The organism is Malaciobacter marinus (assembly GCF_003544855.1).
GTDB classification, from domain to species: domain Bacteria; phylum Campylobacterota; class Campylobacteria; order Campylobacterales; family Arcobacteraceae; genus Malaciobacter; species Malaciobacter marinus.
Genome location: NZ_CP032101.1, coordinates 1,263,899 through 1,281,615 on the forward strand (window position 1 = coordinate 1,263,899; position 17,717 = coordinate 1,281,615).

The following is a 17,717-nucleotide window of genomic DNA, read 5'->3' on the forward strand; positions in this document are numbered from 1 at the left end:
TCGTTATATATCTTAATATATAATGAAATTTAGAAAAATTATTATATTTTAAAAGGTAAGGTGATTTTTACTTGGGCACCTTCATATTCATTGTCTTGATAGGTGAATTTAGTATTGTTTATTTTTATTTTTCCGTACATTGAATCATTTATTACTTTATATGTAATATTTAATCCAAGTCCAATTCCATGAGCTTGATGTTTTGTAGTAAAGTATGGCTCAAAAACTTTATTAATATATTCTGTTTTTATTCCACCTGCATTATCTCTAACAATAATCTCAATAAGATTATCTTTATTTATATAAGAATCAATAAATATATATTTTTGTAAATCACTCTTTTCTAAAGCATCTTTTGAGTTATGTATTAAGTTAACTAAGGCTTGAACTAAACTATTTGGCAAATTTGTAAGTTCAATTGTATCATCTAGGTTTGTTACTACTTTTATATTATTTTCACTAATTAAATGTTCTTTAGCTTTAATAGATTTATTAATAATTTCTGAAAGATTAAATTTTGCAAGTTTTTCTTTATATGATAAATCTCTAAAGTTATCAATAGTTTCAGATAAGTCTTGAGATGTATTCATTATTTTTTGCATTGATGCTAAAGTTTCATTTTTGTCATCAATTCCAAGTTGAAGATTAAGTTTTACACCAGAGGCACAAGTAGTAATTAAAGATAAAGGTTGTCTCCACTGATGTGCGATATTTCCAATCATCTCCCCTAATGCAGCCATTTTACTTTGTTCTATTAATTCTAGTTGTTGTTTTTGTACTTGTTCTTTTAATTCAATCTCTTTTTGTAATGCTTTATATAGATTATCATTTACAGCTTCAAGTTGTTTATTTTTTATAATAACTTCAATATAAAGATTTAATTTATTAATAAATTGGTGATTTTCAATAGGTTTAGTAAGATAATCAATTGCACCAATTTGAAAACCTTTTTGTTGAAACTCTTCTTTTTTAAAAGCAGCAGTTAAAAATATAATAGGAATATTTTGTGTTCTTGGATTACTTTTTAGATATTTTGCCGTATCAAAACCATCAAGTCCTGGCATTTGTACATCTAGTATAATAATATCAATCTCTTCTTTATAAGTGATTTTTAAAGCCTCTTCTCCACTTGAAGCTAAAACTAGCTCTACATTTTCTAAATATTCTTGAATTAGATATTGTAAAGATACTCTATTTGCTTCTATATCATCAACTGCTAAAATTTTTATATCTTTCATATTTTCCTCTTGTAAATTCTATTTTTTTTATCTATTGTCAAAAACTTTTCGTGATTGTCTAAAGATTCACTCTCTCCTAAAACCAAAAAGCCATAAGAGTCTAAAGATTGCTTAAAAAGTTCAAATATATTTGTTTTTAATTCTTTATCAAAATAAATAAGTACATTTCTACAAAATATAAGTTGAAAATCATTGATTTTTTTATCTTCAACCAAGTTATGTCTAAAAAATAGAATTTTTTGTTTTATCTCTTCACTTATTTCAACAAAATCACCATGGTCATAGAAGTATTTACTAAAACTTTCACTACCTCCTGCTTGATAATAATTTTTTAAAAATTGTTTATAATTTTGTTTTGAATATAAGCCATTTTTTGCATTTTTTAAAACCATCTCATTTAAGTCTGTTGCATATATTAAACTTCTATTTAGTAAGCCTATTTCATCTAAAAAAATTGCAATAGAATAAGGTTCTTCACCAGTACTACAGCCTGCACACCAAACCTTAATATCAAAAAAACTATCAAGCTTTGGCAAAAGAGCATCTTTTAATTTTTTAAAAACCTCTGGATTTCTATAAAATGTAGTAACATTAACAGAAATATTTAAAAATAAATCTTTAAAAATATTTTCATTATTTAATATTTTATTTTGAAACTCTAAAAAATTATTTGGTTTTAAATTACTATAAAAAAGTTTAACTCTTCTTTTTATATGTTCAAGATTGTAACCTCTATAATCATATCCATACTCTTCATAAATTTTATTTAAAAAACTTTCTAATTGGATATTATTAAATGGTTCATCATTTAAGCAAGTGTTTATATATTCACTTATGGATTCAAGTGATAAAACTTCGTCATAACAGTCTGTCTTTATAGCATTTTCAAGCATTGGCTTCGCTTCACATTCCTTTGGTTCTTCTATTATAACTGTACTTTCATTCTCTTGTAATAATCTAAGACTGTCACTCCCATCTGAACCATATCCACAAACAAGTATTGCTAAAAGATTATTTTTATACTCATTTGAAAGAGTTTCAAAGCTTGTACTAATTGATGGCTTTGAAAAATTTCTTTTTTCTTCATTTGTTAAAAAAATAAATCCACCAATAATTATCATATGTTTTCCAGGTGGTGCTGTATAAATAGTAGAGTTTTCAATTTTCATATCAGATTTTGCTTCTACTACTTTATAATGAGCTGTTTTTGTTTGTAAGATTTGACTAAGACTACTTTTTTCATCTGATCTATGATGCATAATAATAAAAATAGACATTTGTGAGTAGGGAAGTTTTTCTATTATATCTATAAATTTTTTTAAACTTCCAGCACTTCCTCCAATAGCTAAATATTCTAAATTAAGATTTTTTCTTTTTGTTTTATTGTAGTCTTTGATGAGTTTTACTTCAAAGCCTAATTGGTTTAAATAACTTTTTAAAGTAATCTCGTTTGAATATATACTTAAATGTGATTTTATTTTATTTAATGCTAATATAATTTCACTTGCAATAGTTTGAATATTTAAAAAATTAATTTCAATGCTTTTTTTCTCATAATCTAACAATGATAAAAACTTTTTTATATCTTCTTTTTTTTCGATATTTTGAATAATTATTTTTAAAGTATTATTGACTTCTTGTGAAACTATATTGTTCATTTGTGTTTTTTAGTACTCCAACTTTCAATTAAACTTGCTAATATATTAATCTCAATAGGTTTTGACAAATAATCATCTGCTCCTAAACTAATACATTTTTCTCTATCATCTTTCATTGCTTTTGCTGTAACTGCAATTATTGGAATATGTTTGATTTTTTTATCTTCTCTAATTTTTTCCATTGCTTCATATCCATTCATAACAGGCATCATTATATCCATTAAGATTAAATCTATTTTATTTTTTTCATCTTTTAAAAAGTCTAAAGCTTCTTGACCATTAAAAGCTGTAAAAGTATTTGCATTAAACTCTTTTAAAGCAGCATCTAATACAAAAATATTTTTAATATCATCATCAACAATCAGTATGTTTTTTTGACTTAAATCTACATCTTTAAATATCTCTTTTTTCTCTTCTTTTTCTTCTTCTCTATGTAAAAAAAGATTTATTTCATTTAAGATTCTTTCATTTGAATTAGCTGTTTTAATAATAATGCTATTACTATATTCTTGAAGTTTTATCTTTTCTTGTTTATTTAATTCTTTACCTGTATAAATAATAATAGGAAGTTTTGGATATCTATTTTTTATATATTCACAAACTTCATATCCACTTCCATCCATAAGAGCTAAATCAACTACAACAGTATCATAATGTTCAGTTTTTACTTCATTGATTGCTTCTTGTGCTGTTTTAACACCTTTTATATTTATATCTTCTGTTCCAATAAGTTCAATTAATGCTTCTTTATGAATATCATCATCTTCAACAATTAGTAAGTCTTTAATCTCTTTTTTATTTATATTTTCAAAAGAATTAATAATTCCATTTATATCTCCATCAACTACTGGTTTTTGTAAGTATCCAATTGCTCCAAGTTTCAAAGTTTCACTATTTTTGTCTTTTGAAGATATTATATGCACTGGAATATTTTTTGTTTCATGATTTGCTTTTAATTTTTTAAGTACTTCTACCCCATCCATATCAGGAAGTGTTAAATCTAATAAAATACCTTTTATCTTATATTTTTCAATTAACTTTAATCCTTCTGTAGCATTTAATGCTACAAGTCCAAAGTTACCACCTCTTTTTATCTCTTCATATACTACTTGTGAAAATATTTCATCATCATCAATTATTAAGAATGCCTCTTTATTTAAATCTAAAATATCTCTATCATCTTCAACTTTTTTTATCTTTTTATCTTTTTTTTCTTCTATAAAAGCTGGTTTAGATATAAGTGTTTGTGTATTTATTTTTGAAAGATTATCGTCTAAATGCTCATTATTTGAAAAATTTGGTAAATTAACACTAAAAATACTTCCTTTATTTTCATTAGATTGCAATGAAATATAACCTCCAAGAAGTTTTGCTAACTCTTTAGAAATAGATAATCCAAGTCCAGTTCCTCCATACTCTCTACTTGTACCACCATCAGCTTGTGTAAATGCTTTAAAAATTAGATTTTGTTTCTCTTTTGCAATACCAATTCCTGTATCTATTACACTAATACAAAAATCTTTAGTTAAATCTTTTGATGCAGTTATACTTAAAGTAATAGAACCTTCTTTTGTAAATTTAAAAGCATTTGAAACTAGATTTCTAATTATTTGAGAAATTCTATCTTTGTCATTACAAATTAGTCCCTTATATTCATCTACAATCTTAAACTCAAGTCCTTTTTCTTTTGCTGTATAACCAAAGACTTCTTTTAGTTGTTCTAATAAATCTATACTTTTAAAACTATCTACAATTACCTCCATTTTTCCAGATTCAACTTTTGAAAGATCTAATATATCATTTATAAGTCTTAAAAGCTCATTTCCAGAATCAAAAATAGTATTTGCTTTTTTTATATCATCATTTGATAAAGTTTGTTTACTATTCTTTTGAAGTAGTGATGAAAGAAGAATAATAGAATTAAGTGGAGTTCTAAGCTCATGTGACATATTTGCTAAAAATTCAGATTTATATTTTCCCGATTGTTCTAGTTGTTCTGCTTTAGTTTCAATATCTTTCTTTGTCTCTTCTAAAAGTCTATTTTGTTCTTTTAAGTTTTGTTCTGAAATTTTTAATTGTTGTTGTTGCTCTTCCATATTAGCATTTGCTTCTTCAAGTTGTTGTTGTTGCTCTTCCATATTAACATTTGCTTCTTCAAGTTGTTGTTGTTGCTCTTCCATATTAGCATTTGCTTCTTCAAGCTTTTGTTGGTTTATTTCTAACTCTTTATTTGCAAGTTTTGTTTGTTCTAAAAGCTCTTTTACTTTTTTATTTTTAATTGCACTAGAAATTGCAATACAAATAGTTCTATTAATATTTTCAAAAAAATCTAAAGTTTTTTGTTCAAACTTTTCAAAAGAGCCAATTTCTATTACTCCAAAAATCTCATCATTATATATTAGAGGAAAAGTGTATGTATTGTAAGCATTTTGAGTAACTGTTCCAGTTGTAATTAATGCTTCATTTTTTTTGATATTTTTTAAAAGTATTGGTTTTTTTTGGAAAGCAACTTGTCCAACTACTCCTTGTCCTAATGAGAATTCATTTGATAACTCATCTCTTGATACATGGGCAAAACTAGAGTATTGTTTTAGCTTTTTGTTCTCTTCTTCATAGATATAAAGTACTGCAACACCTGCATTTATATAGTTACTAATAAAGTTTATAGATTCATCTGTAACATCTTTTAAATCTTTTAGATTAATTAAAATTTGATTTAACTGATTAACACCATCTTTTATCCAGTTTTCAATATCTGCTTTTGTTATGCTCTGTTTTGTTCTTTTTATACCTGCATTTACAACTTTACTCATTTGTCCTATTTCATCTTTTGAACTATCTTCAAGTAGCTGAATATCATTTGTTTCTCTATTTAAATACATAAAAAAATTCAATAAACCATCTTGAAAGCTATTTAATGAGTTTATAATATATTTTTGAATTACAAAGTATAAGATTGAAAAAACAATAATAAAGGCTATTAAACTAATGATAATTAATGTATTTGTTAGTTCATTAGGAACTTTTAAAACTTCACTTAATTCAACTTCAGATACAACTGCCCAAGAAAGATTATCATCTATTTTAAATAAAGTATAAGAAGATAAAACTTCTTTATTTCGATAATCTTCTATAATTTTTGTATTTGTAAAGCCTTTAAAAGCTTCTTTTACTGCAACTGTATTATTAATACCAACTTTTGGATTTTTAAATGAGGCTAGAACGGAGTGCGTAGTAGGAGCGATATGACTATCACTTCTCATAAGATAATCTTCTCCTACTAAATAATCTTCATGTGTTTTTGAATACCCACTTCTAAAAGCCATAATATTTTGTATGCTATTTGTGTCAAGTTTTAGTACTAAAACAGATTTAAAATTACCATTTACATAAACAGGACTAGCTAAAAACATAGCTGGTTTATAATTATCAGGAGCATAAGATTGCATATCAATATATGAAACTTTTCTTGTTCTTTTTACTTTTTGCCAGATTTTTGCTAAATTAGATTTGTTTAGACTTCCTGTTCTTAAGTTTTGACCAAAATCAGATTTTTTCTTAAAAGTATAAAAAATATGTCCATTATCTTTTGAAATTAATAAAACATCTGTAAAAGGGTAAGTATTTGTATATGTTTTATAGAATTTATCCCACTTTTCATAGGCATCTTCAACTACTTTCTTATCTGTTGGAAATTCTCCATACTGATCAATATTTAATTCTTTCTCAATTTTTTCAAATTCAGTTGTTAAATCTTTTGCATAAGAAGTATCTGCTAAAAGGTGTGCTTGTTTAGTATATAGTTTAAATAGTTCATCTAACTGTTTTACTTTTGAATCTCTAGTTGAAGTTAAAGCTTCATATTTTTGTTCAATTAATGTTTGTTTAGTCTGTTTAATAGATATAAACCCTAAAATAGAAGAAAGAAAAACTAATGATAAAATAGAGATTATTATTAGTTTTAATTTGATAGATAGATTTTTCATTATGCCTCTTTTTTTAATAGTTCAATATTTTAACACATATAAGATTATTATTGTAAAAAAGTGGCTAAAAAAATATTGCTTTTGCAAAAATTATTTTTCTTTTGCTTTTCTAACTTTCAAATTAGAAACATTTCGTTATAATCGCGACAGATTATGAATATTGGAGTTAGTTTTATATGGTACAAGTAGTTAATTTGAAAAAAGCTTTTGGTTCAAAAGTTTTATTTCAAGATATAAATTTAAAATTAGATACAGGAAAAAGATATGGACTTATTGGTGCAAATGGTGCTGGTAAGACTACTTTTTTGAAAATTCTTTCAGGTGAAGAAGACGCAACTGAGGGTGACATACAAATACAAAATGGTAAAAAAGTAGGAACACTTTCTCAAAATCAGTTTGCATATGAAGAGTATTCAATCTTTGACACGGTACTTTTAGGAAATAAAAGATTATATAATGCAATCAAAGAGAAAGAAAAACTTTATATGTCAGAAGAGTTCACTGATGAGGTAAATAACAGATTAGGTGAATTAGAAATAATTTGTTGTGAAGAAGATCCTACATATGAATATGATGTAAAAATTACAAAAATTTTAGAAGATTTAGGTTTCCCATCATCTCAACAAAGTGATTTGATGAGTACATTAACAGGTGGAGATAAATTCAAGGTTTTATTAGCGCAAGTTTTATATCCAAAACCAGATGTTTTATTTTTAGATGAGCCAACAAATAACCTTGATATCGAAACAATTGGTTGGTTAGAAAATCAATTACAACATCACGATGGAACAATGGTTGTAATCTCTCACGATAGACACTTCTTAAATGCAGTGTGTACTCATATTTTAGATGTTGATTATAAACAAATTAGAGAGTTCTCAGGTAATTATGATGATTGGTATATAGCTTCAACACTGCTTTCTAAACAACATGAAGCAAATAGAGATAAAAAGTTAAAAGAAAAAGAAGAATTAGAAAAGTTTATTGCAAGATTTAGTGCAAATGCTTCTAAAGCAAAACAAGCAACTTCAAGACAAAAACAGCTTGAGAAGCTTGATGTTGGTTCAATTCAACTTTCAAGTAGAAGAGACCCATCAATTGTATTTAAACAAAAAAGAGAAGTTGGAAAAGAGCTTCTAATGGTTAAAAATATTTCAAAATCTTATGATGGTAAATTAGTATTAAATGATATCTCATTTACTGTAGAAAAAGATGATAAAATTGCACTTATTGGACCAAATGGTATTGGAAAATCAACACTTTGTGAAATTTTAGTAGGTGAAATCAAACCAGATAGTGGAGAAGTTCATTGGGGTGCAACAATTCAAAATGGATACTTTCCTCAAAATGCAACAGATGTAATTAAAGGAGATATGACACTTTATGATTGGTTGAGAAACTTTGATAGAGATGCAGATATCAATGAAATTAGAAACTGTTTAGGAAGAATGCTATTTAATGGTGAAGAACAAGAAAAGAAAGTTGAGTCTTGTTCAGGTGGAGAAAAACATAGAATGTGGCTTTCAAAAATCATGTTAGAACAGCCAAATTTTATGGTTTTAGATGAGCCTACAAACCACTTAGACCTTGAAGCTATTATCGCACTTGGTGAAGCACTTCATACATATGAGGGTTCAGTAATTTGTGTATCACATGATAGGGAACTACTTGATGCATACGCAAACAGAATTTTAGCAATTCAAAGTGATGGAACAATTTTTGATTTTAAAGGTACTTATGAAGAGTATCTTGAAGCTAAATAGAGTATTTAAAATTGAACGAAGATAAAAAAATCTTCGTTCAAAGTTAGAATTTCCAAGAGATTTTACCAGATAAAGTTTGATTAGAAAAAGAGCTGTCTCTTCCTTCATAATTATACTCAAATCTAAAATCAACATCTTCAGAGATATTAGTTTTAAAGCCAATACCAACTTCATAAGAAAACTTAGATAAATCCATACCCTTAGTAGTAAAAGCTAAATCAGAACTACCAGCATAAGAAGAGGTAGAAGTATTATCACTTTGTTTTAAATCATAGTTAATCATAGCATTTGATAAAAGAGTAAAAGAGTTATTTAATTTATATTCAAAATCAGCCCCAATACCAAGCTTAAAAGAACTAGTAGAAAATTTATCAACTTTTAAATTAAGAGCATTTGCACCACTTTCTTTATAAGAAGGATTTTTCATATAAGTATACATTCCTCTAATAGTTGGAACAAAAAGAAGATTATCATTAAGTTGCATATTCTTAATAAGCCTTAAAGAAGCAGAAGCAATTTTACCATTAAAATCAGAAGTGGCAGTAGTATTAGTAGTATGTTCTTTTCTAGAAGTTTTAGTATCTTGAATACCTAAACTTAATTGATAAAACAAAAAAGTATCTTTGTCAAAAATAGGAGTACTACCATAAGCAACAAGATTATAAATATCTAAATCACTAGATTGAGATACATTATTTGTATCAATGTCCCCAGAAGCATAAACAAAAGCCAATCCAAATCTACTATTATTTCCAAACTCTTTATCAGCACCAATAGCAAAACCATAAGAGTCAAAATCATAACCATCATAGCCATCTTTATCATCTTGAGAAGCCTTAGAAACAAAAGCTTTATACCAAGCATTATCATTAGAAAGCATATCATCACCAGAGTTAGCACCTCTTAAAGTAGAAATACCTCTAATACCAAGTTGTCTTCCAGAAACAACACTACCAATAGTTTGTTGAACTTGATTAGAACTATTAGCTAAAGCAGTAGCAACAACAGGAGTTGTTTCCTTAACAGCTTGTGCAACTTCTTTATCAGTCTTAGTATTAAGTGAAGAGATAAATCCACCTAAATCATTTCCCTTATCTTTTATCTTATCTAAAACCCTTGCGGCATTTCTACTATTCTTATTATTCTTACTATTTTTATTATCAGCATTATCTATTGATTTTTTTATTGTTTTTGAATTATCTTCATTAGGTTTAGGCTTATTTAAAACTAAATGCAATGTACTCTCTTTTTGAATATTATAATCAGATAAGGTTCTTCCTTCTTCTAATTGTTTACCAGCAAAAATTACTCTTTGTGAATATGGAGGTATTCCCTCTTTATCTTGAATTTTTGCTTTAATATTTTCTATACTGTCACTTGCTTCTACATCAAGAGTAATTGTTTTTCCAGTTAATGTTTTAACAAAAATTTGCATTGCCATAAGGTTTGAAGAGCAAATAAGCAAAATTGCAAAAACTTTTAAATATGTTCTATTTTTCATATATTTCCTTAAGTATAATATAAAAGTAATTTTATCTTTTAAAAGTCGCACAAAAGTCTCATTATCTATTTTTTTTAATATTTTTCAATATTTTATTCCAATTATCTAGCCATTTTTTTGAATGAGTGAAACCATCTAAAAGCATAAAGTCAATATTTTTTTTATTTTTAAATTTATTGTAGTAAGAAAAAAAGACTTCTTTACTTACAATATTGTCATCTTTACCTATTAAATGAACTTGAGAAATATGTTCAAGCTTTTTTGTATAGTTTGCAGGATTTAAAGAACCATAAAGTGAAGTATATGAGTTTGTATAGGTCCAAAAATCAGTATCTAAATTACCTGCAATTGATATTAAAAGCTTTATATCATCTCTTTTTATAGCTACTAGTGAAGCTATAGTGGCTCCACCTGAATATCCTATAAGAGTAAATTCTATACTTTTATTTTTAGCAATTTTATTAAGTACTTCATTATATGCTTTTATAATTTCACTTGAAAATCTATGGCTAGTCCAATACTTTTTTTTGCATTTATTATTAAAAATATATTGACAAGGTCTAGCAAGATAGATACTACACTCATTTTTTTCTTTTAAAAATAGTTTCATTGCTAAAGGATTAATAGGAGTAGGGTTAGAAGATATTTTATCTGTTCTTATCCACGATAAACCATCTCCTTCAATATAAACATCTAAGTTATTACATTTATTTGTTTTATATTCTAATGAAAAAATATCAAAACTATCAGTTTTATAAATAACTTTTTGTATATTTTTATTTTTTTTTAACTCTTTTTGCATAATTTTAACTCTTTGTTCTAAAGAGTAAGACTTAGAACTGCAAGCAATAAAAAGAAAACTAACGATAATTAATAATAGAATATTTTTATACATAAATGACTCTTTTTAGTAAATTATAAAAAAACTATTTATTTTTTGTAGCCATCATTCTTAACTCTTTTCTTTTAATTGCATCGCTATATCTTCTTTTGTCATCTTCAGTTACAAGCTCTAATTGTGGTACTGTCTTTGCATTTCCATCTTCATCAACAGCAACCATTGTAAAATAACATACATTTGTATTTTTTATTGAATTGTCTCTTGTATCTTCTGATATTACTTTTATTCCTATTTCCATTGAAGTTCTTCCTGTATAATTTACACTTGCATGAAATGTAACTAATGAACCTACTTTAATTGGATTTTTGAATAATACCATATCAACAGATAGTGTAACTGCAAAATGCCCTGTATATCTAGCTGCACATGCATATGCAACATGATCAAGCATCTTTAAAATCTCTCCACCATGTACATTCTTTCCTGTAAAATTTGCTTTGTCTGGAGTCATTAACATAGTCATTGTAAGTGATTTTTCACGCTTTACATTTTGAATCATAAATTTTACCTTTATTTTTTTATGATTATAAAGCAGTTTAATAGCATGAGAGTAACTTTGTAACTTAGTAAAGAAAAAATTATCTAAAAGAGAGAAAAAGTAACATTTTAAAATATTACTTTTTCTTCTTTTTCATTTTATCTCTAAAGTTTCTTCTTTTTATAGCTTTTTTATATCTTCTTTTTTCTTTTTTTGTAATAGGTTCATATTTAGGAACAGGCTTTGGTTTCATATTTTCATCAACTGAAATCATAGTAAAATAACAAGTGTTTGTATGTACCTTTTCTTTTGTTTTTACATCTTGTGAAACAACTTTTATTCCTACTTCCATTGAAGTAGTTCCTGTGTAGTTTATTTTTGCTTTAAATGTAACTAATGAACCAACTTTTATTGGATTTTTAAATAAGACCATATCAGAAGATAATGTTACAACATAAGTTTTACAATATTGTGTTGCACAAGCATATGCTACTTGATCAAGTAGCCTTAAAATCTCTCCTCCATGGACATTGATTCCTGAAAAGTTTGCCATACTTGGAGTCATCAACATACTAAGTTTTATCTTTGTTGGCAATTCTCTTTTTATTTTTTCTTCCATTATTTATCCTTTATAGCATACTATCCATTTGTTCTTGTGTTAAAGTTTTAACTCCTAAGCTTATTGCTTTATCATATTTACTTCCAGCATCTTCTCCATATATAACATAATCAGTCTTTTTTGAAACACTAGAACTTACTTTTGCACCTAAGCTTTCAAGATTTTTCTTTATTACACCTCTACTTACACTCATTGTTCCTGTAAGAACAATTGTTTTCCCTTTAAATGGATTGTCATTTACTTCTATTTTTTCTTCAATTTTTGGTTCAATTATCTCAATTAATTTTGTAACAAGTTCACTATTTACTCGCATAAACTCAACAAAAGAGTTTGCCATTTGTTCTCCAATACCATCAAGAGCAACAAGAGAATCAAAATCAATGTTAATAGCATTTAGTCCAAACTCTAAGCATATTTGTTTTGAAGCTACTTCTCCAATATGCTCAATTCCTAAAGCATTGATAACTCTATGAAGTTCACTTCCTTTTGTTTTTGAAATGGCATTTAAAAGATTATTTATTTTTTTTTCTTTAAATCCTTCAAGCTCTTGCAAATCTTCATATTTTAAAGAGTATAAATCTAAAATATCATAAATCTTTTTCTTTTCTACTAGAATTTCTACTATTTTTATTCCTAATCCATCTATATTCATACAATTTTTTGAAGCAAAATAAATTATAGAGTTTGTTACAATACTAGGGCAATCAAGATTTTGGCACTTTATTAGTGTTCCTTCATCTAAAAGTTCACTATTGCATTTAGGGCAGTTTGTAGGTCTTTTTACCTCTTCTTGCGTTCCATCTCGTCTATCATGAAAAACTTTAGTAATTTTGGGAATAATATCTCCACTTTTTATAATAATTACTTCATCATTTATTCTTAAATCTAATCTTGCTATTTCATCAAAATTATGTAAACTCGCTCTTTCAACAGTTGAACCATCAATTAGTGTTGGTTCAACTGCTGCAACAGGAGTGACAACACCTGTTCTTCCAACTTGTAATAAAATATCTTTTATTTTTGTTGTTTTTTCAACTGCGGGGAATTTATATGCACATGAATATCTTGGAAATTTTACTGTATGTCCAAGCTCTTCTTGAGTTTCTAAATCCTCAATTTTTATAACCATTCCATCTAGCATCATTTCTATATCATTTCTTGATTTTATGATTTTGTGATAAAGCTCTTCAATCTCTTTTACATCTTTGCAAACTTTTTGTAAAGGAGGTTTTGAAAAGCCAAGTGAATATATATAATCCATCATTTGACTATGTTTTTTTTGATTTAGGCTATTTTCTCCAATACCCCAAACATTAAAAAATAGTTTTCTTTTTGCTGTTACATTTGGATTAAGTTGTCTTAAGCTACCTGCTGCTGCATTTCTAGGATTAGCAAAAGGTGCTTCTTCATCTTTAAGTCTTTGTTCATTGATTTTTTCAAAATCACTTTTTTTGATTACAATTTCACCTCTTATTTCAAGTAGTGATTTCTCTTTTATCTCTAAAGGAATAGAATAGATTGTCTTTACATTGTTTGTAACATCTTCACCTATAGAACCATCTCCTCTTGTAATTGCTTGTTTTAGTATCCCATTTTCATAAATAAGATTTAAACTAGCTCCATCAAACTTTGGTTCACAATAAAATTCTAGATTTTCATTTACTTTTTTAGCTCTATTTATCCAATCTTCAAGTTCTTGAGTGTTAAAAACATCTTCTTGAGACCACATTCTACTTAAGTGATTTGCTTTTGTGAATCCATCTAAAACTTTTCCTCCTACTCTTTTATTTGGAGAGTTTGGATGTGAGTCTTGAGGGTAAGTTTGTTCAAATGCTAAACATTCTCTTGCAAGCTTGTCATACTCTTCATCTGTTGCAATAGGATTGTCTTCAACATAATAAGCATTTGCCCATTTTATAAGTGTTTGTATATTTTTGTTGTAATCTTCTTTTGTCATAATTTTCATCATATAATATTCTTTCATATTTAAAATTTTAAAGATTATACCTAAGTTTTCTAAACAATCTTTTGAAGTATATCAACCCTAAAAGGTTTATAAAAAGTTGTTTCTTTTCCACTATTATATTTGTCAAATTTCTTTTTGATTTTGTATTTTAGTTCATCTGTTATTTGGGTATCATTATATGACAGATTCATCTGTTTTTTTTCAAAATCCTCAAAGTTTAAGTATGTTATTTCTGTTTTAAAAAATATCTCTTTAAAGAGTTTAAACTGTTCTTTATCTACACTATTTTTTATTGTTTCAAAGGCTTTTTTTCTTACATCTTCTTCATTATGAAACATTGCTACTAGTTCATTTTGTGCTCCTTGATGTAAAGGTTCACTAATATAAGCTAAACCATTTGGTTTTAATACTCTTTTTATTTCATCTAGTGCTTTAATCATTAAATCTTCTGGAATATGATGAAAAGATTTAAACATAAAAACCATATCAACACTTTCATCATTTAATTCAATATTTTCAGCACCACAGAGTTTAAACTCAATATTTTCAATATCAAGCAATAGATTTTTTTTGTGTTGAACTTCATCTACTTCACATGCAATAATTTTTCTATTTACACCTGTTTGTGCTAACTGTTTAGTCATTTTTGCTTTTCCACAACCAAGTTCTAATATTGTCTTATTATCAAGATTTAAAGTTTCAATTAAATAAGACTCATTTATTACTTGTTCTATATTCTGTTTTATTAACTGCATTAAACTTCCTTTATAAAAATTTATTATACTTTAAAAATATAATTTAATAATAAAAAAAATAATATAATTTGTTTTAAGCTTTTTGTTAGTTGATTATATTAATATTATGTATATTTAATGATGGGAGAATATAATGATTATTGATTATAAAGATGTTGAAGATTTAAATAGATATAAAATAATGTCAGATACTGTTGTTCCAAGACCAATTGCATGGATAGTTACAGAAGATGAAGGGGTGATTAATGCAGCACCTTTTTCATACTTTATACCAATTTCTAGTAACCCAGCAACACTAATTGTTTCTATTGGTCAAAAAGAACCAGGAGTACCAAAAGATACTTTAGCAAATATCTTAAAATGTAAAAAAGCAACAATATGTTTTGTAAATAAGAATAATATAGAAGAGGTAAAACAATCTGCATTATCACTAGAAAAAAATGAGAGTGAAATAGATAAATTTGAAATAAACGTTCAAAAAGTCTTAGAAGAATATCCAGCAATGATTAGCTCTTCACAAACTGCACTTTTTTGCGAACTATATGATACTATCAATATCCCTGGAAAAACTACTCCATTGATTTTAGAAATTAAAAAACAATTTATTGAAGATGATAGAATAGATGAAAAATTCCATGTTAATGTTGATAATGTAGGAAGATGTGGAGCTTATTTTAAAGCAATGGTAAATCTATAAATAAAAATTATTTTATACTGAGTATTTTTCAATTAGACAAAATTTTTGCCACTTTTTATACTTTTTATGTATAATAGGAGACTAATTTAATAAAAAGGATAAAAATTAAATGGGTAGTAGTAATAAAAAAATTAACTCAACAATTTTAAAACCTGTATTTTATCCATCAGTAATAGTAATTGCAGTTCTTGTAATATTTGCAGTGATGGTACCACAAGTTGCAGGTGAAGTTTTTAATGGTGTAAAAGGATTTCTTGCGGAAAAATTCGGATGGCTTTATATGTTAAGTGTAGGTATATTTAGTCTTTTCGCAGTATTTTTAGCAATTTCTCCTTTTGGTAGATTTAAACTTGGACCTGACCAGTCTAAACCAGCATATACTTATGCTTCATGGTTTGCAATGCTTTTTAGTGCTGGTATGGGTATTGGTTTAATGTTTTGGGGTGTAGCTGAACCTGTTATGCATTATGGTGCGCCTCCAACTGGGGATAAAGAAACAATAGAAGCTGCTAAACAAGCTATGAGAATTACTTTTTTTCACTGGGGCTTACATGCATGGGCAATTTATGCAGTAGTTGGATTGGTATTAGCTTACTTCTCTTTTAGACATGGTTTACCACTTTCTATAAGATCTGCACTTTATCCTATGATTGGAGATAAAATCTACGGAAAAGTAGGGCATACTGTTGATACAATTGCAATACTTGGAACTATTTTGGGTGTAGCTACTTCATTAGGTCTTGGAGTTTTACAAGTTAATGCAGGTTTAAACTATATTTTTGATATACCTGTTGGTCTTACAACACAAATTATACTAATTGCTATTATTACAACTATGGCAACTGTTTCTGTTGTTTTAGGACTTGATGGCGGAATCAAAAGATTATCTGAACTAAATCTTTATTTAGCAATTGCACTTGTTGCTTTTATTTTTTTAGTAGGACCTACATTTTTTCTACTTGGTGCATTAGTTGAAAATATTGGTAATTACCTAACTCATGTTGTGCAAATGACATTTAATCAATATATTTATGAAGATACAAAATGGATGGGATGGTGGACTTTCTTCTATTGGGCTTGGTGGATTGCTTGGGCACCTTTTGTAGGGATGTTTATTGCAAGAGTATCAAGAGGTAGAACAATAAGAGAGTTTGTTCTTGGTGTTTTATTTGTTCCTGTAGGATTTACATTTATATGGATGACTGTTTTTGGAAATAGTGCACTTTATGCTATTATGAATGAAGGCTTTACAGCACTAAGTTCAGCAGTATCAGCTGATGTTTCAACAGCTTTATTTAAATTTTTAGAACATTTTCCTTTTTCAAGTATTATTTCTATTATTGCAATTATTTTAGTTATTACATTTTTTGTAACTTCTTCTGATTCAGGTTCATTAGTAGTTGATACTATTTCAAGTGGAGGAAGAGAAAATAATCCAGTTTGGCAAAGAATTTTCTGGGCAGTTCTTGAGGGTGTTGTTGCAGCAGCATTATTAGTTGCAGGAGGGTTAGAAGCCTTACAAGCTGCTTCTATTGCCATTGCTTTACCCTTTGCTGTAATTATGATAATTGCTTCTTGGGGACTTTATAAAGCTTTACATTTAGAAGCTATTAGATACGATTCCCTTCAACATCATATGAATGCAGGACGACATGGAGAGATAAGTGGTACTTGGCAAAATAGGTTAAGCAGACTTATTGAATTTCCAGATTCAAGTGAAACAAGAAGATATATTAATGAAGATGTTGTTAATTCAATGCATATTGTTGAAGAAGAGCTTGAAAAACATGGTTGGAATGTTGAAGTTGCAAATGACAAAGAAAAAGGTATTTCAATTTTAACAGTAGAACATAATGGTGATCTTGATTTTGTTTATGAAGTGAGATTTAGAAGATACGATATGCCAACATATGCATTCCCAGAATCAATAAATCCAAATCATGAACAGAAAAAATATGCAAGAGCAGAAGTACATTTACAAGATGGAAATAAATCATATGATATATATGGTTATGAATCTGATGTTGTTGCTAGTGATATTATTGATCAGTTTGAAAAACACAGACATTTCTTACATATTACTTCAGGATTAAATCCTGTTATTCCAATAGATTAAAAAAAGCAAGAGTTTTCTCTTGCTTTTAAATCTAAGAGC

At 27.1% G+C, this 17,717-nt stretch carries 12 protein-coding genes; 3 read left to right on the plus strand and 9 right to left on the minus strand.

Annotated features, from left to right (window positions below; genetic code table 11):
* Window positions 1-41 precede the first annotated feature (41 nt).
* The 3 genes from AMRN_RS06300 to AMRN_RS06310 are packed head-to-tail and all read right to left on the minus strand — an operon-like array spanning window position 42 to window position 6,882.
* Window positions 42-1,238 carry a hybrid sensor histidine kinase/response regulator gene (locus AMRN_RS06300; RefSeq protein WP_099312461.1) on the minus strand — a complete coding sequence of 399 codons (1,197 nt, stop codon included), beginning with the start codon at window positions 1,236-1,238 and terminating at the stop codon, window positions 42-44.
* A complete protein-coding gene (locus tag AMRN_RS06305) occupies window positions 1,235-2,896 on the minus strand; it encodes a CheR family methyltransferase (RefSeq protein ID WP_099312459.1) in 1,662 nt (553 codons plus the stop codon). Before AMRN_RS06305 ends, AMRN_RS06300 begins: the two co-directional genes overlap by 4 nt.
* Window positions 2,893-6,882 (minus strand): response regulator, encoded by a 3,990-nt coding sequence (locus AMRN_RS06310; RefSeq protein ID WP_099312457.1) that lies wholly within the window; start codon window positions 6,880-6,882, stop codon window positions 2,893-2,895. Before AMRN_RS06310 ends, AMRN_RS06305 begins: the two co-directional genes overlap by 4 nt.
* A gap of 176 nt (window positions 6,883-7,058) precedes the next feature.
* On the opposite strand from AMRN_RS06310, the gene AMRN_RS06315 reads away from it, so the two are divergent.
* Complete coding sequence (locus AMRN_RS06315) at window positions 7,059-8,645, plus strand: ABC-F family ATP-binding cassette domain-containing protein (RefSeq protein WP_079578959.1); 1,587 nt, start codon at window positions 7,059-7,061, stop codon at window positions 8,643-8,645.
* Window positions 8,646-8,688: 43 nt separating this feature from the next.
* Here the strand turns inward: AMRN_RS06315 and AMRN_RS06320 are convergent, their stop codons facing one another.
* The 6 genes from AMRN_RS06320 to AMRN_RS06345 all read right to left on the minus strand — a co-directional run bounded on the left by AMRN_RS06320 (window position 8,689) and on the right by AMRN_RS06345 (window position 14,865).
* Entirely contained in the window at window positions 8,689-10,146 is a 1,458-nt protein-coding gene (locus AMRN_RS06320; RefSeq protein WP_118897384.1) for an autotransporter domain-containing protein, read from the minus strand.
* Window positions 10,147-10,207: 61 nt separating this feature from the next.
* Window positions 10,208-11,041, minus strand: a complete 834-nt coding sequence (locus AMRN_RS06325) for an alpha/beta hydrolase (RefSeq protein ID WP_099312455.1) — start codon at window positions 11,039-11,041, stop codon at window positions 10,208-10,210.
* A 31-nt stretch (window positions 11,042-11,072) separates the two neighbouring features.
* Window positions 11,073-11,546: an acyl-CoA thioesterase gene (locus tag AMRN_RS06330; protein ID WP_099312453.1), complete on the minus strand. Its 474-nt coding sequence runs from the start codon at window positions 11,544-11,546 to the stop codon at window positions 11,073-11,075.
* A gap of 115 nt (window positions 11,547-11,661) precedes the next feature.
* A complete protein-coding gene (locus AMRN_RS06335; RefSeq protein ID WP_099312451.1) occupies window positions 11,662-12,144 on the minus strand; it encodes an acyl-CoA thioesterase in 483 nt (160 codons plus the stop codon).
* Between the two features lie 10 nt (window positions 12,145-12,154).
* Complete coding sequence (gene ligA, locus AMRN_RS06340) at window positions 12,155-14,101, minus strand: NAD-dependent DNA ligase LigA (protein WP_099312498.1); 1,947 nt, start codon at window positions 14,099-14,101, stop codon at window positions 12,155-12,157.
* A gap of 59 nt (window positions 14,102-14,160) precedes the next feature.
* The gene (locus AMRN_RS06345) at window positions 14,161-14,865 is read right to left on the minus strand and encodes a class I SAM-dependent methyltransferase (RefSeq protein ID WP_099312449.1); all 705 of its coding nucleotides are present in this window, start codon (window positions 14,863-14,865) and stop codon (window positions 14,161-14,163) included.
* 133 nt (window positions 14,866-14,998) lie between these two features.
* On the opposite strand from AMRN_RS06345, the gene AMRN_RS06350 reads away from it, so the two are divergent.
* Window positions 14,999-15,562: a flavin reductase family protein gene (locus AMRN_RS06350; RefSeq protein WP_099312447.1), complete on the plus strand. Its 564-nt coding sequence runs from the start codon at window positions 14,999-15,001 to the stop codon at window positions 15,560-15,562.
* A 109-nt stretch (window positions 15,563-15,671) separates the two neighbouring features.
* On the plus strand, window positions 15,672-17,678 hold the full coding sequence (locus AMRN_RS06355; RefSeq protein ID WP_191282179.1) for a BCCT family transporter: 2,007 nt from the start codon (window positions 15,672-15,674) through the stop codon (window positions 17,676-17,678).
* The last annotated feature ends 39 nt before the right edge of the window (window positions 17,679-17,717 follow it).

Coding starts and splice junctions, on each gene's coding strand:
- AMRN_RS06300 (WP_099312461.1), bottom strand. CDS start 1,238: ATGAAAGATATAAAAATTTTAGCAGTTGATGATATAGAAGCAAATAGA.
- AMRN_RS06305 (WP_099312459.1), bottom strand. CDS start 2,896: ATGAACAATATAGTTTCACAAGAAGTCAATAATACTTTAAAAATAATT.
- AMRN_RS06310 (WP_099312457.1), bottom strand. CDS start 6,882: ATGAAAAATCTATCTATCAAATTAAAACTAATAATAATCTCTATTTTA.
- AMRN_RS06315 (WP_079578959.1), top strand. CDS start 7,059: ATGGTACAAGTAGTTAATTTGAAAAAAGCTTTTGGTTCAAAAGTTTTA.
- AMRN_RS06320 (WP_118897384.1), bottom strand. CDS start 10,146: ATGAAAAATAGAACATATTTAAAAGTTTTTGCAATTTTGCTTATTTGC.
- AMRN_RS06325 (WP_099312455.1), bottom strand. CDS start 11,041: ATGTATAAAAATATTCTATTATTAATTATCGTTAGTTTTCTTTTTATT.
- AMRN_RS06330 (WP_099312453.1), bottom strand. CDS start 11,546: ATGATTCAAAATGTAAAGCGTGAAAAATCACTTACAATGACTATGTTA.
- AMRN_RS06335 (WP_099312451.1), bottom strand. CDS start 12,144: ATGGAAGAAAAAATAAAAAGAGAATTGCCAACAAAGATAAAACTTAGT.
- ligA (WP_099312498.1), bottom strand. CDS start 14,101: ATGACAAAAGAAGATTACAACAAAAATATACAAACACTTATAAAATGG.
- AMRN_RS06345 (WP_099312449.1), bottom strand. CDS start 14,865: ATGCAGTTAATAAAACAGAATATAGAACAAGTAATAAATGAGTCTTAT.
- AMRN_RS06350 (WP_099312447.1), top strand. CDS start 14,999: ATGATTATTGATTATAAAGATGTTGAAGATTTAAATAGATATAAAATA.
- AMRN_RS06355 (WP_191282179.1), top strand. CDS start 15,672: ATGGGTAGTAGTAATAAAAAAATTAACTCAACAATTTTAAAACCTGTA.